Below are 24,205 nucleotides of genomic sequence, written 5' to 3'. Positions count from 1 at the left end.
TAAAAGGACGACCGAGCAGATGAGTGCCGAAGATCTCGAGAAGTACGAAACCGAGATGGAGCTCTCGCTCTACCGCGAATACAAGGACATCGTGGGCCAGTTCAGCTATGTCGTGGAAACCGAGCGGCGGTTCTACCTGGCTAATAGCGTCGAGATGGTGCCACGCAACGCCGACGGCGAGGTGTACTTCGAGCTGCGCCTGGCCGACGCGTGGGTGTGGGACATGTACCGGCCGGCGCGGTTCGTCAAGCAGGTGCGGGTGGTCACCTTCAAGGATGTCAACATCGAAGAGGTGGAAAAGCCCGAGCTGCGACTGCCCGAGTAGCCGCGGGTCAGTTACCCAGCGACGGCTGCTCGTCGCTGAACACCGGCTTGCCGCGATGCTCGATGACCGTTCGGGCCACATCGGCGAGCTTGATGTTGAGGTCCTGGGAATAGCGTCGCAGTACGTCGAACGCCTCGTCCTCGGATACCCCGTGTAGCAGCATCAACATCCCCACCGCCTTGCCGATCTCCCGGTTGCTGAGCAAGCCCCGTCGCAGGGTGGCGACGTCCTCGCCCTGAGAGATCGCGTTGATGGCCACGCTGGCGAAGGAGGCCAACACGATCGCCTGACCGGCGGACTGGGTGTCAAAGGCGTTGGCGGTGTCGCTGAACAGGTTCAGCGCGCCGGTCTTACGGCGATCCACCAGGATCCGAAAGCCCATTGCCCCGCGCACCGGCGTCTCGTCGAGCAACCGAGCAGCCAGTTTGGGCCACTGGCACGGCGTGGTGAGGTCGGTTTCGATCTGCGGAGTCTCCTCCTCGATGGCGTCGACGCATGGGCCGTCGCCGACGTCGCGTTCCATGTCGTCGATGTGGTGCGCGATGCGGTCACTGGCGCCGACGGTCACATAGCGATCGCCACGTCGCACCAGCAGGCTGGCGTGATCGCAGCCGGAGACAGTCAGCGTCGCCGCGACGCAGATGGCCGCATACACTTCGCTGGGACCCGAGCCTTGGTAGATGATCTCGGCCAGCGCGGCGAACACCGTCGCGGGGTCGGCTTTGACGGGCTGGGGAATTGCCTCGAAACTCGTGTTGACCTCGTCTGCCACGTTATTCCTCATTTCAGGTGCTGCCCCCATTGAGGAACTCGCACATCGCCCGACGACTGGTCGGCCGGACACCACCGTATACCGGGCGTGGGCCCAGCTGGGTGGATCAGGTGATAACCGTTATGTCATCCCGCGGCCGGCGAGCGGGGTATCACGCTGGTCGGACGCAGCCTTGCGGCGACGTTACTGACGCCACGTCCTGCCAGCGTACCCAGCAGCGCTTCGCCGAACATGCCGGGCGCCATACCTGCTGGGGCCGCCGGAGCCGCCGAAGCCCCCGATAACCCCAGTCCCGTCACGCTGACCGGCGGGGTGGCGGTGGCGGCCCAGGTTTGCGGTACGGACAAGGTGCCGACCAGGCTGGCCCGGCCCATGGCCGCCGATATCGCCGGCCCGCCAATGCTCACCGGACCTGACGACGCCGCCGGAGCACCCCACACCGCCAAAAACGGTCCGATGCCCTGGGCCTCGTCGCGCAGCGCGTTGACCGCCAGGGCATGGTTGGTCACCCCGATCGAGCTTCCGGAAAACGACGCGCTGGTCGTGGAGGCGATCGCGCTCGTGGTGGCCGTCGTATTGGTCAAGACATCAACCGGTGTGACGGCCGCTGGGGCGGCGGCCGCTGCGGCGTTCGCGGCCGCCGCGGTTTGCGCGGCCGTTCCGGCCGGGTCGGTGGTGCGCGGCGGGTCGGTGAATGGAGCCAACCTCGACGCGGTTGCCGACGAGGCGGCATAGCCGTACATCGCGGCGGCATCCTGGGCCCACATGGCGTCGTATTGCGCTTCGGTGGCTGCGATTGCTGGGCTGTTCTGCCCGAAGAAGTTGCTTGCCACCAGCGACTGCAACTGTGCGCGGTTGGCTTCGATCAGCGGCGGCGGGACCGTCATCGCAAACGCCGTCTGGTAGGCGCTCGCCGCGGTCGTGGCTTGGACGGACGTGAGTTCGGCCTGGGCTGCGGTGCTGTGCATCCATGCCACATAGGGCGCGACCGCGCCCGCCATCAGCGTTGACGACGGGCCCTGCCATCCGGCGGTGGTCAGGCCGGTGATCACCGCGCCGTAGGCGCTGGCCGCCGAGGTCAGCTCGTGGGCGAGCTGGCCCCACGCCGAGGCAGCGGCCAGCATCGGGCCAGAGCCGGGGCCCGAATACATTCTGGTGGAGTTGACTTCCGGAGGGAATAGGCCGAAGTCCATGTCTGGCAACCTTTCTCACGTAATAGCAGCGTTGTTTGTTATCCAGCGGCGGGTGAGCGGACGATCACGGGTTTGCTTTTTGCGCGCGGACCGTCGAACCCGTAGCGAGACAGCGTCCCCAACACCGACTGACTGAACGCACTGCCCGGAACCGGGGGCGGCGCGGAGCCCACAGCGGCGGTGTTGGCCCCAGAGCTGGTCAGCGTCAACGAGACTGGGCGGGCCTCGGGTGCTGCCGAGGCCCATGCGGGTGGCACCGACAGCGATCCGACCAGGGCGGACCGGCCCATTGCCGCCGACACCGCTGATCCGCTGATCCGGGCGGGGGCGGTCGCCACCAGGCGGCCACCGAACTGGGCAGTGCTTTCCGCATCTCGGGCCTCTTGGAACGCGAGCCGCGCGTTCTGGATCGCGATGCTTCGGCCGGTGTTCGCGGCGTTGCTGGCCGACATGGCGGTGTTCACCATCTTGGGCACCGACAGGCCGACGCTGTAGGCGGACATCAGCGACGGCGGGTCCGACGCGGAGGCCGCGGCATGGGCGACGGCGCCCGCCTGGGCCACCGTCCCGGCGGGGTCGGTGTTGGGCTGCGGCGAGTTAAACGGCGTCAACTGGGCCGCCGCTGCCGAGGATCCGGCATATCCGTACATCGCCGCCGCGTCCTGGGCCCACATCTCGGCGTAATGCGCTTCGGTGGCAGCGATCGCCGGGCCGTTCTGGCCGAAGAAATTTGTGGCGACCAATGCCATCAGCAGGCTGCGGTTAGCCGCGATCACCGGCGGCGGCACCGTCATCGCGAACGCCATCTCGTAAGCCGCCGCCGCCTCGTTGGCCTGCACCGCGGTTTGCCCGGCACGCGCGGCGGTGCTGTGCAGCCACGATACATAGGGGGCCGTAGCGGCGGCCATCGACAGCGATGCCGGCCCCAGCCAGCCGCCGCCGATCAGCTCCGCGACGATCGACCCGTATGCCGTTGCAGCGCACGACAGCTCGACGGCCAACACATCCCAGGCCGTCGCGGCCGCCAGCATCGGCGCCGGGCCGGGACCGGAATATATTCTGGCGGAATTGACCTCCGGCGGTAAGGCCCCGAATTCCAGCACGGGTGTGCTCTGCTCATCCGGTCGCGACGGCGTTGGCGGCCTCGGTGGCCGCATAGGAGCCGGCACTGGTTCCCAGCGTGGCCACGAACATGTCGTGGATTGCGGTGGCTTGGGCGCTGACCGCTTGATACATCTGTGCGTGGGCCGCGAACTGCGCCGCGGTCAGTGCCGACACCTCGTCGGCAGCGGCGGGAACTATCCCGGTGGTGGGCGGGGCCATCGCGGCGTTCTGGGCGCTAATCGTCGAGCCGATGCTCTGCAGGCTGCCGGCTGCCGCTGTCAACACTTCCGGCTGTGCGGTAACGAAAGACATGACTGTTCCTTTCCCGTAAAAGACGCTGGTCGTTTGACGAAGATGCGGAAAATGTGCCGGAGGTGCACGGGCAGGGACATGCTGCGCCACACAGCATTTCGAGTACCGGGTCAGATCGGAATGTCGTGCCATTGGCCGCTACCCGCCTTCCACCCCGAGTCACTCACGGGTAGAAGCCATCAGCCAGGTGCGGCGGTTAAGGCGAGCTTCATCGCCTAGCGGGATGCTACGCCGCGGCCGACAATACGCGCAATCAGTTGGGGATCAATGCGCAACTGGGGATAACCGGCCGCTGAAGCGCGGTGGGTGACCGGGCCGTGTCAGTGCGGTCGCGCAGGGTGGCTGCATGACGACGTTGACGCGCACCCAGTTGGGAGCCCTCGGCGAGCAGTTGGCAGCCGATCACTTGAGCGGTTTGGGATTACAAATCCTGGCCTGCAATTGGCGGTGCCGCTACGGCGAGCTGGATGTGATCGCCGTTGACCCGGCCGCGCATGCGGTCGTGTTCGTCGAGGTCAAAACCCGCACGGGGGACGGCTTCGGCGGCCTGGCCTATGCGGTCACCGAGCAAAAGGTGCGCCGGTTGCGGCGGCTGGCAGCTGCGTGGCTGGCCAGTCAGGACCGCCGCTGGGCGGCGATTCGCATCGACGTGATCGGCGTGCGGATCGGTCGCCGGCGTACGCCGGAGATCACCCACCTGCAAGGGGTCGGTTGATGGCGCTGGGGCGTGCGTTTTCGGTCGCGGTGCGCGGGTTGGACGGCGAGATCGTCGAGATCGAAGCTGACATCACCTCGGGCTTGCCGGGCGTGCACCTGGTCGGCCTGCCCGACGCCGCCCTGCAGGAGTCCCGCGACCGGGTCCGGGCAGCGATCACCAATTGCGGCAACAGTTGGCCGCAGGCTCGCCTGACGTTGGCGCTGTCACCGGCCACGCTGCCGAAAATGGGTTCGGTCTACGACGTGGCGCTGGCGGCGGCGGTGCTGTCGGCGCAGCGCCAAACGCCCTGGCAGCGGCTGGAGACGGTGGTCCTGCTGGGTGAGTTGGCGTTGGACGGCCGGGTCCGGCCGGTGCGCGGCGTGCTGCCGGCCGTGCTGGCAGCCAAGCGCGACGGCTGGCGAACCGTTGTGGTGCCGGCGGAGAACCTGGCCGAAGCCAGCCTGGTCGACGGCATCGAGGTGTGGGGTCTGCACACCCTGCGCCAGTTGCAGGCCTGGCTCGGCGGGTCGACGCGGCTGGACGAGCGGATCAGCGGCGCGATCCCGGTACCCGAGCCGTCGGCGGACCTGGCCGACGTGGTGGGTCAGTCCCAAGCGCGGTTCGCTGTCGAGGTGGCCGCCGCCGGGGCGCATCACCTCATGCTCACCGGGCCGCCTGGTGTCGGCAAAACGATGCTGGCGCAACGCCTTCCGGGTCTGCTGCCGTCACTGTCCGACAGTGAGTCGCTGGAGGTCACCGCGATCCATTCGGTGGCCGGTCTGCTCTCGGATGCCACACCATTGATCACCCGGCCGCCGTTTGTGGCGCCGCATCACAGTTCCAGTGTCGCCGCACTCGTCGGCGGTGGATCGGGCATGGCCCGGCCCGGCGCTGTCAGCCGCGCACACCGCGGCGTGCTGTTTCTCGACGAGTGCGCCGAGATCGGCGTCAGCGCGCTGGAGGCGCTGCGAACACCGCTGGAGGACGGCGAGATTCGGCTTGCTCGCCGCGAGGGCGTGGCGCGCTACCCGGCCCGGTTCCAGCTGGTGCTGGCGGCCAACCCCTGCCCGTGCGCGCCGGCGGACCCGCGGGACTGCATCTGCGCGGCCGCGGTCAAACGGCGCTACCTGGGCCGGCTGTCCGGGCCGCTGCTGGATCGCGTCGACCTGCGGGTGGAGATGCATTCCGTGCGCACCGCGGCGTTCTCGACGGCGCAGACCGAGTCGACGGCGCAGGTGCGCAACCGGGTAGCGGCGGCTCGGGCCGCGGCGGCGGAGCGCTGGCGAGCACACGGGTTTCACACCAACGCCGAAGTCAGCGGACCGTTGCTGCGGCGCAGATTCCGGCTCGGCAACACGGCGATGGCGCCGCTGCGCGCGGCCTTGGATCGCGGGCTGCTGAGCGTCCGCGGCGTCGACCGCACGCTGCGAGTCGCGTGGACGCTGGCTGATTTGGCCGGCCATGCATGTCCGGGGCTCGACGAGGTGGCCGCCGCGCTGAGCTTCCGCCAAGCCGGAGTGTCGCGATGAGCGATCCGACACTGCAGGCCTGGGCCTACCTGTCGCGCGTTGCCGAGCCACCGTGCGCTGAACTGGCCGGGTTGGTCGAGCGGGTGGGGCCCCGGGAGGCTGCCGACCGGATTCGGCGCGGCCAGGTTGACGACGCCTTGGCGCGGTTCACCGAGGCGAGACGCGAAATCGACCGGGCTGCCGAAGATCTCGAGCTACTTGTCCGTTGCGGCGGCAGGCTGATCACACCCGACGACGACGAGTGGCCGATGTTGGCGTTCGCCGCATTCGGCGGCGCTGCCGTCGCCGCCAAACCGCAGGGCAGAGTGCCGATGGTGTTGTGGGCGATCGGGCCGGAGCGGCTGGATCAGGTCGTGGGCCGCGCGGCGGCCGTCGTCGGCACCCGCGCGTGCACGACGTACGGCGAGTGCGTGGCGGCTGATCTGGCGGGCGGGCTGGCCGAGCGCGACGTGGCGGTGGTGTCGGGCGCGGCCTACGGGATCGACGGCGCGGCGCACCGGGCGGCGCTCGCCGCAGACGGCGTCACGGTCGCCGTTCTTGCCGGCGGCATCGATATCCCTTATCCCGCAGGGCATTCCGGACTGCTGCATCGGATCAGCAGACATGGGCTGCTGGTCACCGAGTATCCACCGGGCGTGCGGCCGGCCCGGCACCGGTTCTTGACCCGCAACCGGCTAGTGGCAGCCTGTGCGAACGCGGCCATCGTGGTCGAGGCCGGTTTGCGCAGCGGCGCAGCCAGCACCGCCGCCTGGGCCAGGTCGCTCGGTCGGGTCGTCGGCGCGGTACCCGGGCCGGTGACTTCCTCGGTGTCGGCGGGTTGTCATGCCCTGCTGCGCGACGGCGCCGAGCTGGTCACCCGGGCAGAAGACATCGTCGAGTTGGTGGGCCGCATCGGCGAATTGGCATCCGAGCCGTCCCGGCCGACCACCGCGCTCGACGGCCTCAGCGACATCGAACGCCACGTGTATGAAGCGCTGCCGGGTCGCGGCGCCGCCTCGATCGACGAGATCGCGGTCGCGGCGGGGCTGACGCCGGCGCGGGCGCTGGGCCCGTTGGCGATGCTGGAGCTCGCCGGGCTGGCCGAGCGCCGCGAAGGCCGGTGGCGCATCGTGCGTCAGGCGGCGCGGCTCGTATAGTCGACGGAGTGGCCGGTCGACCAGTGCACACCTTCGAAGTGGTGCGCAGCGAGGAAGTCACCCCGCACATGGTCCGGGTGGTGCTCGGCGGCAGCGGCTTCGACACCTTCACTCCCAGCGAGTTCACCGACTCCTACGTCAAGCTGATCTTCGTTGCCGACGACGTGGACGTGGCCGGCCTGCCGCACCCGTTGACGCGGGACAGCTTCGCCGAGCTGCCCGCCGAACGGCAGCCCGTCGTCCGCACCATGACCGTGCGCCGCGTCGACTCGGCGGCGCGTGAGATCGCGATCGACATCGTCGTGCACGGTGAACACGGGACAGCCGGGCTGTGGGCGGTCGGGGCCGAACCCGGCCAGCCGGCCTATCTGATGGGGCCCAGCGGCGCCTACACCCCGGACCCGGCCGCCGATTGGCATCTGTTCGCCGGCGACGAATCAGCGCTGCCCGCCATCAGCGTGGCACTGGAAGCGTTGCCTGCCAACGCCGTCGGCAAGGTGTTCATCGAAATCGCCGACCCCGAGGACGAGATTTCGCTGACCGCGCCCGAGGGCGTGTCGGTCAACTGGATCTACCGCGGCGGGCGCGCCGACCTGGTTCCCGAGGACCGCGCCGGTGACCACGCCCCGCTGATCGAGGCGGTCACCACGACACCGTGGCTGCCGGGGCAGGTGCATGCCTTCGTGCACGGCGAGGCGCAGGCCGTCATGCACAACCTGCGGCCCTACATCCGCAAGGACCGTGAAGTCGACGCCAAATGGGCGTCGATCTCGGGTTACTGGCGGCGCGGCCGCACCGAAGAGACGTTTCGGCAGTGGAAGAAGGAACTCGCCGCTAAAGAGGAAGCCGAAGCAGGAGGCTGACCGCCGACTGGCATCCTCACTGTCATGGCATTCGGCGATTACCAGTTCGAGATCTACCTGCAAGGCCTCGCCGGGGTGGTGCCCAAGCTGCCGATGGCGTTCGCCGAACTGGAGGCCAAGGCCCATGCCGCCATGCCGCCGTCGGTGTGGTCGTATGTCGCCGGCGGCGCGGGCGACGAGCGCACCCAGCGGGCCAACTGCGAGGCGTTCGAGCGCTGGGGACTGATCCCACGGATGTTCGTCGGCGCCACCCAGCGCGACCTGTCCATCGAACTGTTCGGGATGACGCTGCCCTCACCGGTGTTCATGGCGCCCATCGGGGTCATCGGGATCTGCGCCCAAGACGGCCACGGCGATGTGGCCACCGCCCGCGCGGCCGCCCGCACCGGCATCCCGATGGTCACCTCCACGTTGACCGCCGACCCGCTGGAGGACGTCGCCGCCGAATTCGGCGACACCCCCGGCTTTTTCCAGCTGTACACCCCGACCGATCGGGAACTCGCCGCCAGCCTGGTGCATCGCGCGGAGGCCGCCGGTTACCAGGGCATCATCGTCACGCTGGACACCTGGGTGCCCGGCTGGCGGCCGCGCGATTTGTCGACCGCCAACTTCCCGCAGCTGCGGGGACATTGCCTGAGCAACTACACCAGCGATCCGGTGTTCCGGGCCGGGCTGCAGCAGCCGCCGGAAGACGATCCGCGAGCCGTCGTGCTGCGCTGGGCGCAGGTCTTTGGTAATTCGCTCACGTGGGACGACCTTCCGTGGCTGCGCTCGCTGACGAGTCTGCCGCTGATCGTCAAGGGCATCTGCCACCCCGAGGACGCTCGCCGCGCCAAGGACGGCGGCGTCGACGGCATCTACTGCTCCAATCACGGCGGGCGGCAGGCCAACGGCGGGCTGCCCGCGCTGGATTGCCTGGCGGCCGTCGTCGATGCCGCCGACGGCCTGCCGGTGCTGTTCGACTCCGGCATCCGCAGCGGCGCAGACATCGTCAAGGCGCTGGCGCTGGGCGCGACGGCGGTGGGTATCGGCCGCCCGTATGCCTACGGGTTGGCGCTCGGTGGAGTCGACGGCATCGTGCACGTGCTGCGCGCGCTGCTGGCCGAAGCCGATCTGACCATGGCCGTCGACGGCTACCCGACACGGGCTGATCTGACTCGCGAGGCGCTGCGGCGCGTCAGCTGAGCCCCACGGTCGCCGTCTGCGACCGTGGGGGAGTGGAGACGGTCCTCGACGAGTTCGACGACTATTTGGCGCTGCAGCGCAATCGCTCGGCGCACACCCGTCGTGCCTATCTGGGCGACGTGCGGTCGTTTTTCGCCTTCGCCGAGGAGCATGCGCCTGGCTCGGGCCTTGGCGCGCTGACCCTGCCGTTGTTGCGGTCCTGGCTGGCTACCCAGGCCGCTGCGGGTACAGCGCGCACGACGCTGGCGCGCCGCACGTCGGCGGTCAAGGCATTCACGGCCTGGGCCGTGCGCGGTGGCCTGTTGACCGCGGACCCGGCCGACCGGCTGCAGGTGCCCAAGGCGCATCGCACGTTACCGTCGGTGCTGCGCCAGGATCAGGCGTTGGCCGCCATGGCCGCTGCGAAATCCGGTTCGCAGCAAGGCGATCCGTTGGCGTTGCGGGACCGGCTGATCGTCGAGTTGCTCTACGCCACCGGGATTCGAGTCAGCGAGCTGTGCGGTCTGGACATCGACGACGTCGACACGGCGCATCGGCTGGTCCGCGTGCTCGGCAAGGGGGACAAGCAGCGCACCGCGCCGTTCGGGGAGCCGGCGGCCGAGGCGTTGACCGCCTGGCTGGCCGACGGCCGGCCCGCACTGGTCACTGCCGAGTCCGGGCCGGCGCTGCTGCTGGGTGCGCGGGGCCGGCGGCTCGACGTGCGGCAGGCCCGCACCGTCGTGCACCAGACGGTGTCTGCGGTGGCCGGGGCACCCGACATGGGCCCGCACGGATTGCGGCACAGCGCCGCCACGCATCTGCTCGAAGGCGGCGCGGACCTGCGTGTCGTGCAGGAATTGCTGGGCCACTCCAGCCTGGCCACCACCCAGCTCTACACCCACGTCACGGTCGCTCGGCTGCGGGCCGTCCACGACCAGGCCCACCCGCGGGCCTGAACGCCATCGCCGAGTGTGGGCTTGTGACACGCTTTTCCGCGAAATGCGTGCATCAATCCCACACCGGCGATCAAGACAGCGGCTTGAGCCGGATCGGCGTCGACGCCAGCAGCCCGAGTGGGTCGACATAGTCGGCTCGGGCCGCCGGGCCCCACATCGCGCCCCAGTGCAGGCACGCCAAGCTTCCGCACCCGGGATGGCCGGGCTGCAATGCGCCGATCACCGTCGAGCTGGCCACCCGTTGGCCGACCTGGACAGCGGCTCGGACCGGCTCGTAGCTGGTATGCAAGCCGCCCGGATGGGCCAGCGACACCACCGGCCGACCGGCCAGCATCCCGGCGAACACCACCGTCGCGTTGCCCGCCGCGTACACCGGCTGGCCGGCGGCTCCGGCCAGGTCAACGCCCCGATGCCCGGGATTCCAGTTCGGCGAGGGCGCATCGAAGCGGTGCACGACTGCCGGGGGTGGCCGCAGCGGCCACTGCAGCCGGACGTCATCGGCCGCTGCCGGGGCGGCGCACAGCAGCGCCAACAGCAGCACCACAAGGAATCGCACCGGCTCAGTCCAGTGCGCAGCGAGCCGGCCCGCCAGCCAGGCTGTGGACAAAGCACCTGCTGAAACCGTGTAAACTCGGCGGCGCAGCTCGCCCGAGCGGGCTGACTTCGCGTGTCTGCAGCCGAACGGATGCCGCGCGGTCCCGTCCGAGAACGGGTCCGGCATCCCGCAGACACCAGGGCCCGGCTTCACCCGTCGCCGGGCGACAACCGACACAACATAAAGGCATCAGCATGGCCGTAGTAACCATGAAGCAGCTGCTGGACAGCGGCACCCACTTCGGGCATCAGACCCGTCGCTGGAACCCCAAGATGAAGCGGTTCATCTTCACCGACCGCAACGGCATCTACATCATCGACCTGCAGCAGACCCTGACGTTCATCGACAAGGCGTACGAGTTCGTCAAGGAGACCGTCGCCCACGGCGGCACCATCCTGTTCGTCGGCACCAAGAAGCAGGCGCAGGAGTCCATCGCCGCCGAGGCCACCCGCGTCGGGATGCCGTACGTCAACCAGCGCTGGCTGGGCGGCATGCTGACCAACTTCTCCACCGTGCACAAGCGGCTGCAGCGCCTCAAGGAGCTCGAGGCGATGGAGCAGACCGGTGGCTTCGAGGGCCGCACCAAGAAGGAAATCCTCGGCCTGACCCGGGAGAAGAACAAGCTGGAGCGCAGCCTGGGCGGTATCCGCGACATGGCCCGGGTGCCGTCGGCGGTGTGGGTCGTCGACACCAACAAGGAGCACATCGCCGTCGGTGAGGCCCGCAAGCTGGGCATCCCGGTGATCGCGATCCTGGACACCAACTGTGACCCCGACCAGGTCGACTACCCGATCCCGGGCAATGACGACGCGATCCGCTCGGCGGCGCTGCTGACCAAGGTGATCGCCTCGGCGGTGGCCGAGGGGCTACAGGCCCGGGCCGGGCTGGGCCGCGGTGACGGCAAGCCGGAGGCCGACTCGGCCGAGCCGCTGGCCGAGTGGGAGCAGGAGTTGCTGGCTGCGGCGACGGCCCCCGCCGGCGAGACCCCTGCGCAAACCGAAACCACCACCACGGAAGGCTGAGATGGCGAACTTCACCGCTGCCGACGTCAAGCGACTTCGCGAGCTGACTGGCGCCGGCATGCTCGACTGCAAGAACGCGCTGGCCGAAACCGACGGCGACTTCGACAAGGCCGTCGAGGCGCTGCGGATCAAGGGCGCCAAGGATGTCGGCAAGCGCGCCGAGCGCGCGACCGCCGAAGGCCTCGTCGCCGCCAAAGACGGCGCGCTGATCGAGCTGAACTGTGAGACCGACTTCGTCGCCAAGAACGCCGAGTTCCAGCAGCTGGCCGACGAGGTGGTCAGCGCTGCCGTCGCCGCCAAGGTTGCCGACGTCGAGGCGCTCAAGAGCGCGCAGGCCGGGGACCGGACCGTCGAGCAGGCCATCGCCGAGCTGTCGGCCAAGATCGGCGAGAAGCTCGAGTTGCGCCGCGTCGCGTTCTTCGACGGCACCGTCGAGACCTACCTGCACAAGCGGTCGGCCGACCTGCCGCCGGCGGTGGGCGTGCTGGTGGAGTACACCGGCTCGGACCAAGAGGCCGCGCACGCAGTCGCCTTGCAGATCGCCGCGCTCAAGGCCCGCTACCTGTCCCGCGACGACGTGCCCGAAGACGTGGTAGCCAGCGAACGCCGCATCGCGGAGGAGACCTCGCGCGCCGAGGGCAAGCCCGAGCAGGCACTGCCCAAGATCGTCGAGGGCCGGCTGGGCGGATTCTTCAAGGATGTCGTGCTGCTGGAGCAGCCGTCGGTATCCGACAACAAGAAGACCGTCAAAGCCCTGCTCGACGAGGCCGGTGTCACCGTGACGCGATTCGTCCGCTTCGAGGTCGGTCAGCAGTAGCATCAGCCGGATGCAACACGTACACGCATTCGGCGACGATGCCCTCGGCGATCTCGACGCGGTTTCCCTGGCAGAGGCCATCCAGGCCGGCAGAGTGTCCCGCGCCGAGGTCATCGAGGCTGCCATCGCCCGCACCGAGGCGGTCAACCCGACCCTGAACGGCTTGGCCTATGAGGCATTCGACCGCGCACGGGACGAAGCGGCCGCGCCCCCGAAAGCGGGTTTTTTCAGCGGCGTGCCGACGTTCATCAAAGACAACGTCGACGTGGCCGGCATGCCGACCATGCAGGGCACCGACGCGTGGGATCCCCGCCCAGCTGCCGCCGACGGTGCCTTCGCCCGGATGTATCTGGCCACCGGGCTGAACTCGCTGGGCAAAACGCAGTTGAGCGAGTTCGGTTTCAGCGCCGCCGCCGAGCATCCCCGGCTGGGCGCGGTCCGCAACCCGTGGAACACCGACCACACCGCCGCCGCGTCCTCGTCGGGGTCGGCGGCGTTCGTGGCCGCCGGGGTGGTGCCGATCGCGCACGCCAACGACGGCGGCGGGTCCATCCGGATTCCGGCAGCCTGCAACGGCCTGGTCGGTCTCAAGCCGTCGCGCGGCCGGTTGCCGCTGGACGACGACTTCCGCCAAATGCCGGTGCGCATCGTCTACAACGGCGTGGTGACCCGCTCGGTGCGTGACACCGCCGCCTTTTACCGGGAAGCCGAACGCATCTGGCCCAACCCCAAGTTGTCGGCGATCGGTGATGTCACCGGCCCCGCCAAGCGGCGGCTGAAGCTCGCGGTCGTCACCAAGTCGATCGGCAGGGAAGCCACCCCGGAGGTGCGTGAGCTGACCTTGAAGACCGCTGCCTTGCTGGAGGAACTGGGCCATCGGGTGGAATACATCGAAAACCCGCCTGTGCCAGCCTCTTTCGCCGACGACTTCCTGCTGTACTGGGCGTTTTTGTCCACCGCGCTGGTGCGCCGGGGGCGGCGCGTGTTCGGCCCCTCGTTCGACAGCACCCGGCTGGACAACCTGACGCTGGGCCTGGATCGCTACGCCATCCGCCGCCTGCACCGGCTGCCGCTGGCCATCGCCCGGCTCGCCGCTTCGTCACGGCGCAGCGCGCGGTTCTTCCGCGGCCACGACGCATTGTTGACGCCGACGCTGGCCACCGAGACGCCGCGCGTCGGGCACCTTGACCCGACCGCGGACTACCAGCAGATCATCGACCGGCTGATGGAGTGGGTCGCGTTCACACCGCTGCAGAACGCCACCGGTGATCCGGCGATCTCGTTGCCGCTGGCCCACACTGCCAATGGGTTACCGCAGGGCATGATGTTCTCCGCGGAGCGCGGCGCCGAGGCCCGGCTGCTGGAGTTGGCCTACGAACTTGAAGAAGCGCGGCCGTTTGCCCGCATTCAGGCCGGGGCCGCCTAGCTTTGGCTTTGCGCCCAGTGTGAAGTTAAGTTCACGCTCGATGCCGAGCGTGAAGCCAGTCTCACGCTCGGCATGTTAGTCGGATCCCAGCGCTTCGAGCATCCGCTTGAACTCACGCTGCTCGGACGCCGACAGCTTGCTCAGTATCCGCGCGTCGGCTTCTCGCACTGCCGCTTCGGCGCGCTTGAGCAGCGCCCGGCCGGCGGTGGTCAGCGTGGCCGGCAGCGCCCGCCCCGACGGCACCGTCGCCGGCCTGGCCACCACGTCGACGTCTTCGAGCTTGCGCAGAACCGTGTTCATCGCCTGCGGTGTGACGTTGGTCTGCCGCGCCAAGTCAGCACTAGACATCCCCGGATACATGGAAAGTATTCGCATGCATACGAATTCGGGCAGGGTCAGTTCGAGTGGGCGCAGTACCGCGGCTACTTCCGGACGCAGCGCGGCGCCCACCCGGTACAGCAGATAGCCGAGTGGTGCATCCTCAATCCGTCCCATGTCAACAATCTTGACATATATCAGGTAAGTTGATATACCGGACGGTATGACTGAAACCAAGAACTTCGATTTCGACTTTGATCCGGCCTACCGCGGCGAGGCCGAGCAGTTCGGCGTGGGCGTCCGGCCGCCGTGGAGTCTCGGCGAACCGCAGCCCGAGATCGCCGCGCTGATCGACGCGGGCAAAATCCGGGGTGACGTGCTCGACGCCGGCTGCGGTGAGGCCGCGCTGGCCCTGCACCTGGCGGCATTGGGACACCACACCGTCGGGCTGGACGCCTCGCCGACCGCGATCGAATTGGCCAAGGCCGAAGCTGCCAAGCGCGGGTTGACCAACGCCTCCTTCGAGGTCGCCGACATCTCGGCGTTCACCGGCTACGACGCTCGGTTCGACACGATCGTCGACAGCACGCTGTTTCATTCGATGCCGGTCGAGCTGCGCGACGGATACCAGCGCTCGATCGTGCGCGCCGCTGCTCCCGGCGCGTCGTACTTCGTGCTGGTCTTCGACCGCGCGGGGATGCCGGACAGCCCGGCCAATCCGGTCACCGAGGACGAACTGCGCGACGTGGTCTCCAAGTACTGGGTCATCGACGACATTCGGGCCGCCCGGATTCACGCCAATTTCCCCGACGGCGTTTCCGCCGAGTTTCCGGTGGTGGATCTGCGCGACGAGGGCAACGGGCGCAAGTCGGTGCCCGGTTGGCTACTCTCCGCGCACCTCGGCTGAGCGGCGGCGGCTCACAACCGCAGCAATTGGCTGAACTCGTCGAGGTGGGCCCACACGTCGAGCGGTCCGGCGTAGATCGCCGCGGCGCCGGCGTGTTCTAGTGCCTCGCGGGCGATTCCGCCGCTGAGCACCGCCGCAGTCGGGACGCCGGCGCGGCGACCCGCCTGTACATCCCATACCGTGTCGCCGAGAAAGACGGCCTGCGACGGTTGCGCTCCGACGCACTCCAGCGCGCTGGCGACGATGTCTGGATCCGGCTTGGCCCGGTCCGCATCAGCAGCCGACGTCACGGCGGCGACCAGGTCTTCCGCGTCGAGCACGCTGCGCAGCAAGGCAAGCTCGTCTTCACCGGCCGAGGTGGCGAGTACCGCGCGCCAGCCCTGTCGTGCGATCGCCTCGAGCAGTTCGCGCGCGCCGGGCAGCGGGCGTAGCGTCGACCCGCTGTCGAGGAAGTAGCGGGTGTGTGCCTTCTCGACCTGTGCGCCGTGCGCGTCGGCCAATTCGTCGCCGAGCAGGATGCGGACGAGTTCGGAACCTGACCGGCCGATGAGTCCGTGGATGCGCCAGCAGGGCACCTCCTTGCCGATGTCGAGAAAGGCGCGATGCCAGGCGACGACGTGATGAAAGTTGGAATCAACCAGCGTGCCGTCGACGTCGAACAAGACAGCCGGTTTGTCACCGGCGCCGCTCTCACGCGTCGGCTCGACCTGGGCGGGTTGCGCCATTACGAACAATCCTTCCGTGGATGGTGGGCCGCCATTGGGTACCCCGTCGGCGGCCGGCCGACGCGGCCGGTAACCCGTCGGGGATTGCCGGGCCTCGACTTCGGGTAACCGGCGTGCGAAACCCGACTCGAGGAGTGGCAGTGGGCGATGTGACGGACATGGCCAAGCGCGCGCGTCAGGAAGCCGATGCGTATCGCGGAGACAGCTCCCGCCCGTTGGGCGGCTACCTGGTGGTTATGGCCATTTACGGTACGGTCGTCACGCTCACGGCGGTGATCGCCGCAATCACCGGCCGCCGGCTGCCCGACCGCTGGCGGACCCAGGATCTGCTGACGGTGATGTGCGGCACCCATAAGCTGTCCCGCACGCTGACCAAGGACGCGGTGACCAGCCCGCTGCGAGCTCCGTTCGCTCACTACGCCGGCACCGGCGGTCCCGCCGAAGTTCAGGAGGAAACCCGGCACTCCAGCCAATTGCGGCACAGCCTGGGTGAATTGCTGACGTGCCCGTTCTGCCTGGACATGTGGGTGGCCACCGGGTTCGTCATCGGGCTGATCTTCGCGCCGAGGTTCACCCGCCTGGTTGCGGGCAGCTTCACCGCGCTGGCCGGCGCCGACTTTTTGCAGCTCGCCTATGCAATGGCGCAGCAGTCCGCTGAGGGTTGAGTACAAGGAGGTCCGTCATGCCCAAGACAACCAAGAGCGGCAAACCCAAGCAGAGCGAGTTGCCGAGCACTTTGCAACGTTCCAGCGCCAAGGCACAGCGCACGTTCTCCAAGGCGCACGACGCGGCCGCCAAAGAGTACGGCAGCGAGCAGCGTGCCCACCGCGTTGCCTATTCCGCGCTCAAGCACAGCTTCGAGAAAGTCGGCGATCGTTGGTTGCCGAAGAAGAAGAAAGGCCCGTCGGACAAGCGCGCCGAAAGCGGTGGACCGCAAGCCAAGGGACCGACGGCGGAGGGCGTGGATGCCAACGCCAGCAAGAAGCATCTGCTCGACGTCGCCCGTCGTCTCGACGTCCGGGGGCGGTCCACGATGAATAAGTCGGAACTCGTCGACGCGATCAAAAAGCACAACCGTCGTGTCCGGGGCCGGTGATCAGCCGGCGCGCAACCGGCTGGCCCGGGCATCGGGCGAGATTTTGTTGTGGTGGGTGGTCACCGCCGTTGTGTGGCTGGCGACGCTGACTTCTCGCACGCCCGCCGAATTGTTGGTGATGGTCGGGTGCACGCTGCCCTGTGCAGTGGCAGCGCGGTTGGCGCGGCAAGCCAATGGAGGGCATTGGCGGTTCCGAATCGGTTGGGCCCGTTGGATTGCCATGGTGGCGCGCGCCGTGCCGGTGCAAGCGATCCAAGCGTGGGGGTATGCGCTCAACGCGCTTCCCGCCGTTCGGGTGCGGCGCCGGCGCGGGGTGATCAGTGCCGTGGTGTTGCCGGTCGAAGCCGAACCCGTGGCGTCGGCGCGCCGCGCGGCGGCGGTATTGGCCTTTGCCACCACGCCGGGAACCGTTGTGCTCGATAGTGATCCGTCGCAAGGGACCGTACTACTGCATCGAGCCCGGCCACGACCTGACCGGCTGTCGGCGGCGGTGCAGCGATGACCGCGGGTGAACTGGCAGCGGTGCTGGTGTTGCTCGGCGTGTTCATCCCCGGCGCGTGGATGGCTTGCCGCGGCCAACCGCATGCCCGGCTGGTGGGCCTGGAGTTCGCCAGCATCGGTGCGACGATCGCCGTGATGCTGATTGCCGTTGGGTGGCAACGTGACTTGGATCTGATCGTGGCGCTGGCGCTGGCAGTGGTGACGTTGCCGGGGACTCTGGTGTTCACCCGGCTGTTGGCGGGTAAGTCGTGATCGCCTGGGTGCTGGTCTTCGCCGGCGTCGCGGTGATGGCCTGTTCGGCGCTGGGGGCGGCGGCATTGCCGCGGGTGTTCGACCGGCTGCATTTGTTGACCGCGACGACGTCGTTAGGGGTGCCGCTGACCGGTATGGGACTGATTGTATCGCAAGGCTTTTCGGAGTCGTCGGCGATGATCGCCGTGACGATTGCGATCATCGTGGTCAGCTCCCCGGTGATATCGGCGGCGACGGCTCGCTTGACGGCACAGCACGAGCGGCTGGTGGACGAGGAGTCGCCGTCGTGACCGTCCTGCTGACGGTTGTGGTGACATTGGTCGGGGTGGCCGGGACGATCGTCGCGCTGACCGACCGGCCGGAGCGCCAGGCGATACCGTTGTCGGTGTTCGGGCTTGCGCTCACAGTGCTGTTCGTGGTGCTCCAAGCCCCTGATGTCGCGTTGTCGCAACTGGCCATCGGTGGCGTGGTCGTTCCGCTGATGGTCATGCTGACGCTACGGGCGGTCCGTCGCCAGGCTTCCGACAGCGACGAGCCCCGACAGCAGGAGGCGGCCCCGTGAGTCGCGGCCTGCGCACCACGCTGTTCCTCGCCGGCGCGGCGGGGCTGGCGATCCTGATGTGGCTGAGCTTCGCCCAGCTGCCGCCGTTCGGCCAAAGCCAGCACCTGTACCGGGATTTGGCGGTGCCGGCGGCCATCTCACGGGCCACCGCCAACGTCGTCGCATCGGTCAACTTCGACCAGCGTGCCCTGGACACGCTGGGGGAGGAGACAATTCTGCTCGGATCGGTGACCGGGGTGATGGCCTTGTTGCGCCCCGCCATGGAAGAACGTGAGTACCACACGTCGGGCCGCCGCACAGCGCTGGACGCAACCCGCGTGGTCGGCTATCTGATGCTGCCGGTGACGATCGCGTTGGGCATCGACATCGTCGTGCACGGCCATCTCACCCCGGGCGGTGGGTTCCAGGGCGGGGTGGTGCTGGCCGCCGGGTTGCACCTGCTGTACATCACCGGCAGCTTCCGGGCGCTGGATCGGCTGCGGCCGGTCAACGTATTCGACGTCGGGGAGGCGCTGGGCGCAGCGGCTTTCGTGGCGATCGGGTTGGCGGGCCTGGTCTTCGGCGGTGTCTTCCTGGCGAACCTGCTGCCCACCGGGCAGCTGGGCAACCTGTTTTCCGCTGGCTCGGTGCCGTTGCTCAACCTTGCGGTCGGCGTTGAGGTTGCGTGCGGGATGACGGTGCTGCTGGCGCAATTTCTGGCCCAGGAGATCACCGTCGCCAAGCGGGGTGACAACTCGTGAGCGTCTACCCATATTGTGTGGCGGGCTGGCTGGTGTTGATCGGCGCACTGGGAGTTATGCGCAGCCGCAACCTGATTCACGCCGTGGTATGCCTGTCCGTCGCTCAATCCGGAACTTATGTGCTGCTGCTGGCAATCGGATACCAGCGTGGTGCCGCACCGCCGATCTTCGCCGGCTCGAACCCGCCACCACCGACCGGCGTGGTCGATCCCGTCGTCCAAGCGATGACGTTGACCGACATCGTCATCCAGGCGACGGTCACCGCGCTGTTGTTGGCGCTGGCCATTCAGATCCATAAACGGCACGGCACTTTGGATCCCGACAAGTTGTCGGCGCTGAGGGGCTGAGCGCGCCGTGCAGACGTCCGCGGCCATGCTGTTGCCACTGCTGGTCGCGGTGCCGATCGTCGCGGGATGTCTGCTGCTCGCGCTGGGCGGACGGGTATCCGGAGCGACAGCCACCTGGCTGACGCTGGCCGTGTCGCTGGCGGCGGCCGCCGGCGCGGCGTTCGCGACGGTGGCGGCCGGTCAGCACATGGTGGTCACCTGGATCGGCGGCTGGTCCATGCAGGGCCACACCACAGTTGGAATTGCGCTCGCCGCGGACCCCCTGTCTGCGGGCCTGGCGACACTGGTGAGCCTGCTGATGGCCTGCGCGGCGCTCTACAGCCGGCTGGGGTTAGATGAGGCCGGTCCGCGCTTCGACGCGTTGATGCTGCTCTTCCTGGCCGCGATGAACGGCTTCGTGCTGGCAACCGACCTGTTCAACCTCTTCGTGTTTCTCGAGCTGATGGGCGCGGTGGCGTATGCGTTGACCGGCATCAAGATCGAAGACAAGTCGGCGATCCAGGGTGCGCTCAACTTCGGCATCATTCAATCGCTGTCGGCGTGCCTTTCGCTGGTGGGGATCGCGATTCTCTACGCGCAGACGGGCCAACTGGGCATGGCCCAGGCCGGGATGGCCCTGGCGCACGGGGCACCAACGACGGTCGCCGTCGCGGCCTTCGTGCTGATTCTCGCCGGTCTTCTGGTGAAGGCCGCCATTGTGCCGCTGCATTTCTGGTTGGCGGATGCGCACGCCGTCGCCCCCGCCGGGGTGTGTGTGCTGTTCTCCGGTGTCATGGTCGAACTCGGCCTGTACGGGATGTGGCGGGTGTATTGGGTGGTGTTCGCCGACGTGCTGCCGCGTAGTGCAGTGATGCACACGTTCATGGCGGTAGGCGTGCTGACTGCGGTGGTCGGTGCGGTGATGTGCCTGCTGCAACGCCATCTCAAGCGACTGCTGGCCTATTCGACGATCGGCCACATGGGCTTGTTTCTGGTGGCCGCCGCGACCCTGCGGCCCGACGCGGTCAGCGGCGCGGCAATCTACGTCGTGGGTCACGCCGGCGCGAAATCGGCGCTGTTTTTGATCGTGGGAATCTTGCTCGACCGCCACCAGACCGTCGACGAGCTGGAGTTGTCCGGCCGCGGACGCGGCCAGCATCTGTTGGCGGCGCTGTATTTGGTGGCGACGCTGGCGCTTGCCGGCCTGCCGCCGTTCGGTACCGCGCTGGGAAAGTCGTTGTGCGAGGACGCTGTTGGGGTCGGGTGGGGTTCGGTCCTGTTCCTGACGATTTCGGCGATGACCGGTGGTGCGGTGTTGCGCGCCGGAGTGCGGTGCTTCACGCGGTGGGGCGACGGCGCCGACGCGCCCCCCGACGCGTCGGAAGCAACCAAAGGCGAGGAGGAACCGGACACCGTGCTGGGTCGGATACCACCGAGCATGTATGTCCCGATCGGTGTGCTGTTGTCAGGCTGCCTCGCGGCTGGCGTCGTGCCCCGCGGCAGCGCGGCCGCAGACGCCGTCGGGCGACGATTCGTCGACACCGCCGGCTATGTCGCTGCGATCCTCGGACGCTCGACTGCCGGCGGGCCGACCGGCCCGGCGCCCGGCTGGTCGGCCACCGGTGTGACTCTCGCCTTCATCGGGGTACTGGCGACGGTCTGCGTGGCGGCTATCGCGTTGCGCGACAACAGCTCGGCACTGCAGCGGGCCACCGCGGCGGTGACCCGGCCGGCAGTCGTCGCACTGCGCAGAGCGCACTCCGGCCACGTCGGCGACTACGTCGCCTGGATGTTCGCGGCGCTGACCGTCTTGGCGGCGGTGCTGAGTGCGCAGTCGCGGTAGCTCACTCGCCAAAGCCTTCCGGCGACGATGCCAGCGGAACCGGGACGGGCGGGCCTGCGCCAAGGCGACTCGCGGCGAAAGCCGCTCCCTGGTCAATCATGCTTCCGTCATCTGCGTACGTTTTGTGGGCAGTGAAATTCATCCCGTCAGAGCAGACCGGGTCGTCGGTGGCGCACACCTTGATCGTCTTCCCCTGATACGCCGGACCGATGACAACCGGCGGCTCGCCGAGGAAGTTCATGGCCCGCACATTCGGCATTCCGAACAGAACGACCGAGGAGACGTGGTTGGCCACGGCGGGGTCCAGTGGTTTGGGGACGGTCGCCGGATCGACGCCGTCGGGGACTGCAGCCGAGGTGACGAAGCCCATCACGGCCGCGCCTTGGGAGTAACCGCCGAGCACCATCTTGGTCTGCGGGCAGGTGTTCGCGGTGGAGACGACGTGAGCACTGGCGTCTCTGATGCCGTCGACACCGGTGTCCCACTGCTCGCTGGCGGGGTAGTTGACGGGATATACGTCGAACGACCGTGCGCCGACCCGCTGGTGCAGGTTGTCGACGAACGCTTGCCCGACGGGGCCGACACCCGGGTCGTCCCCGGTGCCGCGGGCGAATACCACCTGTACATCGGGGCAGGGCTCGGCGGAGGCCGCCGGGAGGGCAGAGTCAGACAAGAACCAAGCGCTGAGGCCCCACCCGGCGAGTGCCGCGGGGCCGAGGAATCGGATGAGGTGACGTGCATTCATGGCGCGGGAGTTTCCCACCAAATCGCGCCCTCAAACCAGAAATTTCGGGCGCAATGCGCGTTCATTTCCGGGCTTTGGCCCGTAGCACGACACCGGCATGACGAGGACGGTTTCGGTTCTGTGTCAGCTCATCCGATTCGAGGAACCTGCGCTACGACGACGTCACGTCTGCGCCCCGCCGCCGGCTTCCAGCGTCCGCTGCATGTCGGGCTTCATGGCCGCCAACTGGCTACCCCAGTAACCCCAGCTGTGGACGCCGTTGCTGTCGATGTTGAACGTCGCGTTGTGTCCGCCGGCCGCTGTGTAGGCGTCTCGGAATGCATCATTGCTCTGCAGGATCACCTGCTCGATCACCTGACCGGGAACACTGCCCTCACCGATGTTTTCGCTAGGCGTGCCGTTGCCGCTGTAGATCCATAGCCGGGTGTTGTTACCGGCGAGCCGGCCGGCCTGCACGGTGGGGTCGTTGCGTTGCCAGCCGGGGCCACCGGCCGGTCCCCACATGTCCTCGGGGTTGAAGCCGCCTTCGTCGTTCATCGCGAACTTGATGAACGTCGGTCCGCTGCCCTGGGAGGGGTTCAGCAATGCCGAGAGTGAACCAGCGTAGGCGAACTGCCCGGGGTGGTAAGCCGCCAAGATCAACGCCGACGACCCGGACATCGAAACACCGACGACGGCGTTGCGGTTCGCCCGCACACCTCGACTCGAGAGGTAGCCGGGCAGCTCGTTGGTCAAGAAGGTTTCCCACTTGTAGGTCTGGCCATTCGCCGACCCGTACCAGTCGGAGTAGAAGCTGGAGCGCCCACCGACCGGCGCCACGACCGATATGCCCGAACCGGCGTAGTCGTTGAAGGCGTTGGTTTCGATATCCCAGCCGCTGCGGTCGTCCCGGGCGCGCAGCCCGTCAAGCAGGTAGACCGCCGGCGCTCCGCCGCCCTGAAACTCGACGGTGATGTCGTGGCCCATCGACGGTGACGGCACCGCAAGGAATTCGGGTGCAGCAGCTCGCGCGGTTGGCGGAGTCCCGACTAGCCCAATCAATCCCGGTAGTGCGGCGGCCGCAATTCCGGCGTTCATCAGTCGACGCATCCAGCGCCTGCTCTCCGCATCCATCTCTATCCTTCCGTCCGATCTGGGTCGTGTTTCAGCTCAACGAAATTCGCTCCCTGGTGTTGAGTGTGAAATCAGGGCGGCCTGAGGCGGCGGATTCCGCCAAGGATTCACACTCAAAGCCAAGGATTCACACCGACGCCAGTCAACAGTGCGCGCGACTAGGGGCCGGGAGAGTGCGATAACACGACTCATGGGCGTTCTTTTCCTAGCGCGGTGCCCCCGAGCGCCGTGATGAATAGTTGCCCGCGGTCTGAAAGACAGACAGCGACCTCTTTTTTCATAACAAAGAAGGGGCAATCTGTCTAGAAGGTTCTTCGGCACGCGGACTGTTGCCGCAGTGGGGTGAAGAGAAGCCCGCGGCTTTGCGGTGTCGGCGCTCGGTCAGCCACCGGTCGGGAATCGGCTCAACGCCCGCGGGATCGCTCCGTTCCGCTGCGTCGACCCGTTGCGCTGGGTCACCGCGAGCCGCGGCGTGTTATAGCTCGAGGGCGGCGAGAGCGCCCGAGAGTAGTAGCCGTTGGGTTGCAAGGCGCAACGCTCAGCGATTCGTACCGCGTGGTCGGCGAAGCGCTCATAGAGCCGACTTACCAGTGCCACGCCAACACCCGCGGCGACGTCGTAGGGCCATCGTGGGTCGATAAGTACGGCCAGCAACTGACGATGCAGTTCGCCGATCGCGCTTTCGCTCCGGCAAGCGCGCGGTGTGAGTTGTGGTTCGCGCGACAACAACACTTCTTGGGCAGTCCAGGCGAGCGCCACCGCTAATGCGCTCAGTTCGGCCACGCGTCCGCTCACCTCGGCGGGTACCGCATGACGGGGGTGGTGGCGGCGGGCGATTTCGGCCACGTTCACCGCCAGTTCGCCCATGCGTTCTGCATCTGCGGCGATCCGGATGGCGTTGACGGCCGCACGTAGTTCGGTGGCTGCCGGCGGCTGCAACGCAAGCAAGAGGAACGTGGTTTCCTCCGCGGTCGAACTCGTCGCGGCGATTTCCTTGTACCCGCCGATGACAGCTTCGGCCGTCCCCATGTCCGCCAGCAGCAATGCATGGGTGGCATGGTCCAACGCCTGAGCGGCCATGGCGCACATCTCGGCAAGTTGGGATCGAAGCGCCGTGGTCTCATACCCAACTGCGCTGTTCATAACCGTGAATCAGCCTGGGCGGC

Annotated in this window: 28 protein-coding genes, 2 pseudogenes and 1 riboswitch; of the genes and pseudogenes, 20 read left to right on the top strand and 10 right to left on the bottom strand. The window is 67.9% G+C overall.

The genetic code is table 11. The annotated features are described in order from the left end of the window. The first annotated feature begins 19 nt into the window (after window positions 1–19). Window positions 20–325 (top strand): DUF2469 domain-containing protein, encoded by a 306-nt coding sequence (locus tag A5707_RS18250; RefSeq protein WP_012393608.1) that lies wholly within the window; start codon window positions 20–22, stop codon window positions 323–325. A gap of 7 nt (window positions 326–332) precedes the next feature. On the opposite strand, the gene A5707_RS18245 is transcribed toward A5707_RS18250, so the two are convergent. The 4 genes from A5707_RS18245 to A5707_RS18230 all read right to left on the bottom strand — a co-directional run bounded on the left by A5707_RS18245 (window position 333) and on the right by A5707_RS18230 (window position 3,706). Then, window positions 333–1,109 (bottom strand): GAF and ANTAR domain-containing protein, encoded by a 777-nt coding sequence (locus A5707_RS18245; RefSeq protein ID WP_065015846.1) that lies wholly within the window; start codon window positions 1,107–1,109, stop codon window positions 333–335. A gap of 113 nt (window positions 1,110–1,222) precedes the next feature. Further along, the gene (locus tag A5707_RS18240) at window positions 1,223–2,290 is read right to left on the bottom strand and encodes a PPE family protein (protein ID WP_065015845.1); all 1,068 of its coding nucleotides are present in this window, start codon (window positions 2,288–2,290) and stop codon (window positions 1,223–1,225) included. A gap of 38 nt (window positions 2,291–2,328) precedes the next feature. Continuing rightward, window positions 2,329–3,390, bottom strand: coding sequence for a PPE family protein (locus A5707_RS24785; RefSeq protein WP_082969544.1), 1,062 nt, complete (start codon window positions 3,388–3,390; stop codon window positions 2,329–2,331). Window positions 3,391–3,406: 16 nt separating this feature from the next. Next, window positions 3,407–3,706 (bottom strand): PE family protein, encoded by a 300-nt coding sequence (locus A5707_RS18230; protein ID WP_065015843.1) that lies wholly within the window; start codon window positions 3,704–3,706, stop codon window positions 3,407–3,409. A 163-nt stretch (window positions 3,707–3,869) separates the two neighbouring features. Further along, window positions 3,870–3,931: riboswitch (Fluoride riboswitch) on the bottom strand. Between the two features lie 121 nt (window positions 3,932–4,052). Here A5707_RS18230 and A5707_RS18225 point away from each other — a divergent pair. The 6 genes from A5707_RS18225 to A5707_RS18200 are packed head-to-tail and all read left to right on the top strand — an operon-like array spanning window position 4,053 to window position 10,051. Continuing rightward, window positions 4,053–4,421: a YraN family protein gene (locus A5707_RS18225; RefSeq protein ID WP_065015842.1), complete on the top strand. Its 369-nt coding sequence runs from the start codon at window positions 4,053–4,055 to the stop codon at window positions 4,419–4,421. Next, window positions 4,421–5,932 (top strand): YifB family Mg chelatase-like AAA ATPase, encoded by a 1,512-nt coding sequence (locus A5707_RS18220; protein ID WP_065015841.1) that lies wholly within the window; start codon window positions 4,421–4,423, stop codon window positions 5,930–5,932. The genes A5707_RS18225 and A5707_RS18220 overlap by 1 nt, the downstream gene beginning before the upstream one ends. Continuing rightward, window positions 5,929–7,068: a DNA-processing protein DprA gene (dprA, locus tag A5707_RS18215; protein WP_065015840.1), complete on the top strand. Its 1,140-nt coding sequence runs from the start codon at window positions 5,929–5,931 to the stop codon at window positions 7,066–7,068. Before A5707_RS18220 ends, dprA begins: the two co-directional genes overlap by 4 nt. Before the next feature lie 8 nt (window positions 7,069–7,076). Continuing rightward, complete coding sequence (locus A5707_RS18210; protein WP_065015839.1) at window positions 7,077–7,931, top strand: siderophore-interacting protein; 855 nt, start codon at window positions 7,077–7,079, stop codon at window positions 7,929–7,931. A gap of 24 nt (window positions 7,932–7,955) precedes the next feature. Beyond that, window positions 7,956–9,116, top strand: coding sequence for an alpha-hydroxy-acid oxidizing protein (locus A5707_RS18205; RefSeq protein WP_065015838.1), 1,161 nt, complete (start codon window positions 7,956–7,958; stop codon window positions 9,114–9,116). Between the two features lie 32 nt (window positions 9,117–9,148). Next, the gene (locus A5707_RS18200) at window positions 9,149–10,051 is read left to right on the top strand and encodes a tyrosine recombinase XerC (protein ID WP_065015837.1); all 903 of its coding nucleotides are present in this window, start codon (window positions 9,149–9,151) and stop codon (window positions 10,049–10,051) included. Between the two features lie 73 nt (window positions 10,052–10,124). On the opposite strand, the pseudogene A5707_RS18195 reads toward A5707_RS18200, so the two are convergent. Then, window positions 10,125–10,583, bottom strand: a pseudogene (locus tag A5707_RS18195) (M23 family metallopeptidase); the annotation flags it as partial. Window positions 10,584–10,840: 257 nt separating this feature from the next. Between A5707_RS18195 and rpsB the strand changes: the two are divergent. Genes rpsB through A5707_RS18180 form a run of 3 tightly spaced genes read left to right on the top strand, consistent with a single transcriptional unit; the run spans window position 10,841 to window position 13,911 of the window. Beyond that, on the top strand, window positions 10,841–11,668 hold the full coding sequence (gene rpsB / locus A5707_RS18190; RefSeq protein WP_065015836.1) for a 30S ribosomal protein S2: 828 nt from the start codon (window positions 10,841–10,843) through the stop codon (window positions 11,666–11,668). A gap of 1 nt (window position 11,669) precedes the next feature. After that, a complete protein-coding gene (gene tsf, locus A5707_RS18185; RefSeq protein WP_065015835.1) occupies window positions 11,670–12,485 on the top strand; it encodes a translation elongation factor Ts in 816 nt (271 codons plus the stop codon). Window positions 12,486–12,495: 10 nt separating this feature from the next. Then, window positions 12,496–13,911, top strand: coding sequence for an amidase (locus A5707_RS18180; RefSeq protein ID WP_065015834.1), 1,416 nt, complete (start codon window positions 12,496–12,498; stop codon window positions 13,909–13,911). A 75-nt stretch (window positions 13,912–13,986) separates the two neighbouring features. Here the strand turns inward: A5707_RS18180 and A5707_RS18175 are convergent, their stop codons facing one another. Then, complete coding sequence (locus A5707_RS18175; RefSeq protein WP_065015833.1) at window positions 13,987–14,406, bottom strand: MarR family winged helix-turn-helix transcriptional regulator; 420 nt, start codon at window positions 14,404–14,406, stop codon at window positions 13,987–13,989. 46 nt (window positions 14,407–14,452) lie between these two features. Between A5707_RS18175 and A5707_RS18170 the strand changes: the two genes are divergently transcribed. Beyond that, complete coding sequence (locus tag A5707_RS18170; RefSeq protein ID WP_065015832.1) at window positions 14,453–15,136, top strand: class I SAM-dependent methyltransferase; 684 nt, start codon at window positions 14,453–14,455, stop codon at window positions 15,134–15,136. 11 nt (window positions 15,137–15,147) lie between these two features. On the opposite strand, the gene A5707_RS18165 is transcribed toward A5707_RS18170, so the two are convergent. Next, a complete protein-coding gene (locus A5707_RS18165) occupies window positions 15,148–15,861 on the bottom strand; it encodes an HAD family hydrolase (RefSeq protein WP_065015831.1) in 714 nt (237 codons plus the stop codon). A 158-nt stretch (window positions 15,862–16,019) separates the two neighbouring features. On the opposite strand from A5707_RS18165, the gene A5707_RS18160 reads away from it, so the two are divergent. From A5707_RS18160 to A5707_RS18120, 9 genes are read left to right on the top strand one after another with little or no spacing between them, the layout of a single operon-like run. Then, window positions 16,020–16,526 (top strand): DUF1360 domain-containing protein, encoded by a 507-nt coding sequence (locus A5707_RS18160; protein ID WP_197495369.1) that lies wholly within the window; start codon window positions 16,020–16,022, stop codon window positions 16,524–16,526. A 17-nt stretch (window positions 16,527–16,543) separates the two neighbouring features. Continuing rightward, entirely contained in the window at window positions 16,544–16,957 is a 414-nt protein-coding gene (locus tag A5707_RS18155; protein ID WP_065015829.1) for a ChaB family protein, read from the top strand. Further along, window positions 16,941–17,459, top strand: a complete 519-nt coding sequence (locus tag A5707_RS18150) for a hypothetical protein (protein WP_065015828.1) — start codon at window positions 16,941–16,943, stop codon at window positions 17,457–17,459. The genes A5707_RS18155 and A5707_RS18150 overlap by 17 nt, the downstream gene beginning before the upstream one ends. Beyond that, entirely contained in the window at window positions 17,456–17,710 is a 255-nt protein-coding gene (locus A5707_RS18145) for a hypothetical protein (protein ID WP_065015827.1), read from the top strand. The genes A5707_RS18150 and A5707_RS18145 overlap by 4 nt, the downstream gene beginning before the upstream one ends. Then, window positions 17,707–18,000, top strand: coding sequence for a monovalent cation/H(+) antiporter subunit G (locus A5707_RS18140; RefSeq protein WP_065015826.1), 294 nt, complete (start codon window positions 17,707–17,709; stop codon window positions 17,998–18,000). The genes A5707_RS18145 and A5707_RS18140 overlap by 4 nt, the downstream gene beginning before the upstream one ends. Next, window positions 17,997–18,272, top strand: coding sequence for a DUF4040 domain-containing protein (locus tag A5707_RS18135; protein ID WP_065015825.1), 276 nt, complete (start codon window positions 17,997–17,999; stop codon window positions 18,270–18,272). Before A5707_RS18140 ends, A5707_RS18135 begins: the two co-directional genes overlap by 4 nt. Beyond that, complete coding sequence (locus A5707_RS18130) at window positions 18,269–19,012, top strand: MnhB domain-containing protein (protein ID WP_065015824.1); 744 nt, start codon at window positions 18,269–18,271, stop codon at window positions 19,010–19,012. The genes A5707_RS18135 and A5707_RS18130 overlap by 4 nt, the downstream gene beginning before the upstream one ends. Beyond that, window positions 19,009–19,359 (top strand): sodium:proton antiporter, encoded by a 351-nt coding sequence (locus tag A5707_RS18125; protein WP_065015823.1) that lies wholly within the window; start codon window positions 19,009–19,011, stop codon window positions 19,357–19,359. Before A5707_RS18130 ends, A5707_RS18125 begins: the two co-directional genes overlap by 4 nt. Before the next feature lie 7 nt (window positions 19,360–19,366). Further along, entirely contained in the window at window positions 19,367–21,181 is a 1,815-nt protein-coding gene (locus tag A5707_RS18120) for a complex I subunit 5 family protein (RefSeq protein ID WP_197495365.1), read from the top strand. Window position 21,182: 1 nt separating this feature from the next. On the opposite strand, the gene A5707_RS18115 is transcribed toward A5707_RS18120, so the two are convergent. From A5707_RS18115 to A5707_RS18105, 3 genes and pseudogenes are all read right to left on the bottom strand, one after another. Beyond that, the gene (locus A5707_RS18115; RefSeq protein ID WP_065015822.1) at window positions 21,183–21,926 is read right to left on the bottom strand and encodes a cutinase family protein; all 744 of its coding nucleotides are present in this window, start codon (window positions 21,924–21,926) and stop codon (window positions 21,183–21,185) included. Between the two features lie 162 nt (window positions 21,927–22,088). After that, a complete protein-coding gene (locus tag A5707_RS18110) occupies window positions 22,089–23,039 on the bottom strand; it encodes an esterase family protein (protein ID WP_082969538.1) in 951 nt (316 codons plus the stop codon). A gap of 546 nt (window positions 23,040–23,585) precedes the next feature. Beyond that, window positions 23,586–24,128, bottom strand: a pseudogene (locus A5707_RS18105) (phosphate signaling complex PhoU family protein); the annotation flags it as partial. Window positions 24,129–24,205 lie beyond the last annotated feature (77 nt).

It is taken from the genome of Mycobacterium kyorinense (assembly GCF_001672775.1).
Classification (GTDB): domain Bacteria; phylum Actinomycetota; class Actinomycetes; order Mycobacteriales; family Mycobacteriaceae; genus Mycobacterium; species Mycobacterium kyorinense_A.
Note: the sequence above shows the minus strand (reverse complement) of the source record. Positions and strands in the feature narration are given on the sequence as shown.

Excerpts from the sequence above, each read along its gene's own strand:
- A5707_RS18220 (WP_065015841.1), top strand. The coding sequence starts at position 4,421 with ATGGCGCTGGGGCGTGCGTTTTCGGTCGCGGTGCGCGGGTTGGACGGC.
- A5707_RS18240 (WP_065015845.1), bottom strand. The coding sequence starts at position 2,290 with ATGGACTTCGGCCTATTCCCTCCGGAAGTCAACTCCACCAGAATGTAT.
- dprA (WP_065015840.1), top strand. The coding sequence starts at position 5,929 with ATGAGCGATCCGACACTGCAGGCCTGGGCCTACCTGTCGCGCGTTGCC.
- A5707_RS18145 (WP_065015827.1), top strand. The coding sequence starts at position 17,456 with ATGACCGCGGGTGAACTGGCAGCGGTGCTGGTGTTGCTCGGCGTGTTC.
- A5707_RS18180 (WP_065015834.1), top strand. The coding sequence starts at position 12,496 with ATGCAACACGTACACGCATTCGGCGACGATGCCCTCGGCGATCTCGAC.
- A5707_RS18155 (WP_065015829.1), top strand. The coding sequence starts at position 16,544 with ATGCCCAAGACAACCAAGAGCGGCAAACCCAAGCAGAGCGAGTTGCCG.
- A5707_RS18115 (WP_065015822.1), bottom strand. The coding sequence starts at position 21,926 with ATGAATGCACGTCACCTCATCCGATTCCTCGGCCCCGCGGCACTCGCC.
- A5707_RS18175 (WP_065015833.1), bottom strand. The coding sequence starts at position 14,406 with ATGGGACGGATTGAGGATGCACCACTCGGCTATCTGCTGTACCGGGTG.
- A5707_RS18225 (WP_065015842.1), top strand. The coding sequence starts at position 4,053 with ATGACGACGTTGACGCGCACCCAGTTGGGAGCCCTCGGCGAGCAGTTG.
- tsf (WP_065015835.1), top strand. The coding sequence starts at position 11,670 with ATGGCGAACTTCACCGCTGCCGACGTCAAGCGACTTCGCGAGCTGACT.
- rpsB (WP_065015836.1), top strand. The coding sequence starts at position 10,841 with ATGGCCGTAGTAACCATGAAGCAGCTGCTGGACAGCGGCACCCACTTC.
- A5707_RS18245 (WP_065015846.1), bottom strand. The coding sequence starts at position 1,109 with ATGAGGAATAACGTGGCAGACGAGGTCAACACGAGTTTCGAGGCAATT.
- A5707_RS18230 (WP_065015843.1), bottom strand. The coding sequence starts at position 3,706 with ATGTCTTTCGTTACCGCACAGCCGGAAGTGTTGACAGCGGCAGCCGGC.
- A5707_RS18205 (WP_065015838.1), top strand. The coding sequence starts at position 7,956 with ATGGCATTCGGCGATTACCAGTTCGAGATCTACCTGCAAGGCCTCGCC.
- A5707_RS18170 (WP_065015832.1), top strand. The coding sequence starts at position 14,453 with ATGACTGAAACCAAGAACTTCGATTTCGACTTTGATCCGGCCTACCGC.
- A5707_RS18165 (WP_065015831.1), bottom strand. The coding sequence starts at position 15,861 with ATGGCGCAACCCGCCCAGGTCGAGCCGACGCGTGAGAGCGGCGCCGGT.
- A5707_RS18160 (WP_197495369.1), top strand. The coding sequence starts at position 16,020 with ATGGCCAAGCGCGCGCGTCAGGAAGCCGATGCGTATCGCGGAGACAGC.
- A5707_RS18110 (WP_082969538.1), bottom strand. The coding sequence starts at position 23,039 with ATGGATGCGGAGAGCAGGCGCTGGATGCGTCGACTGATGAACGCCGGA.
- A5707_RS18250 (WP_012393608.1), top strand. The coding sequence starts at position 20 with ATGAGTGCCGAAGATCTCGAGAAGTACGAAACCGAGATGGAGCTCTCG.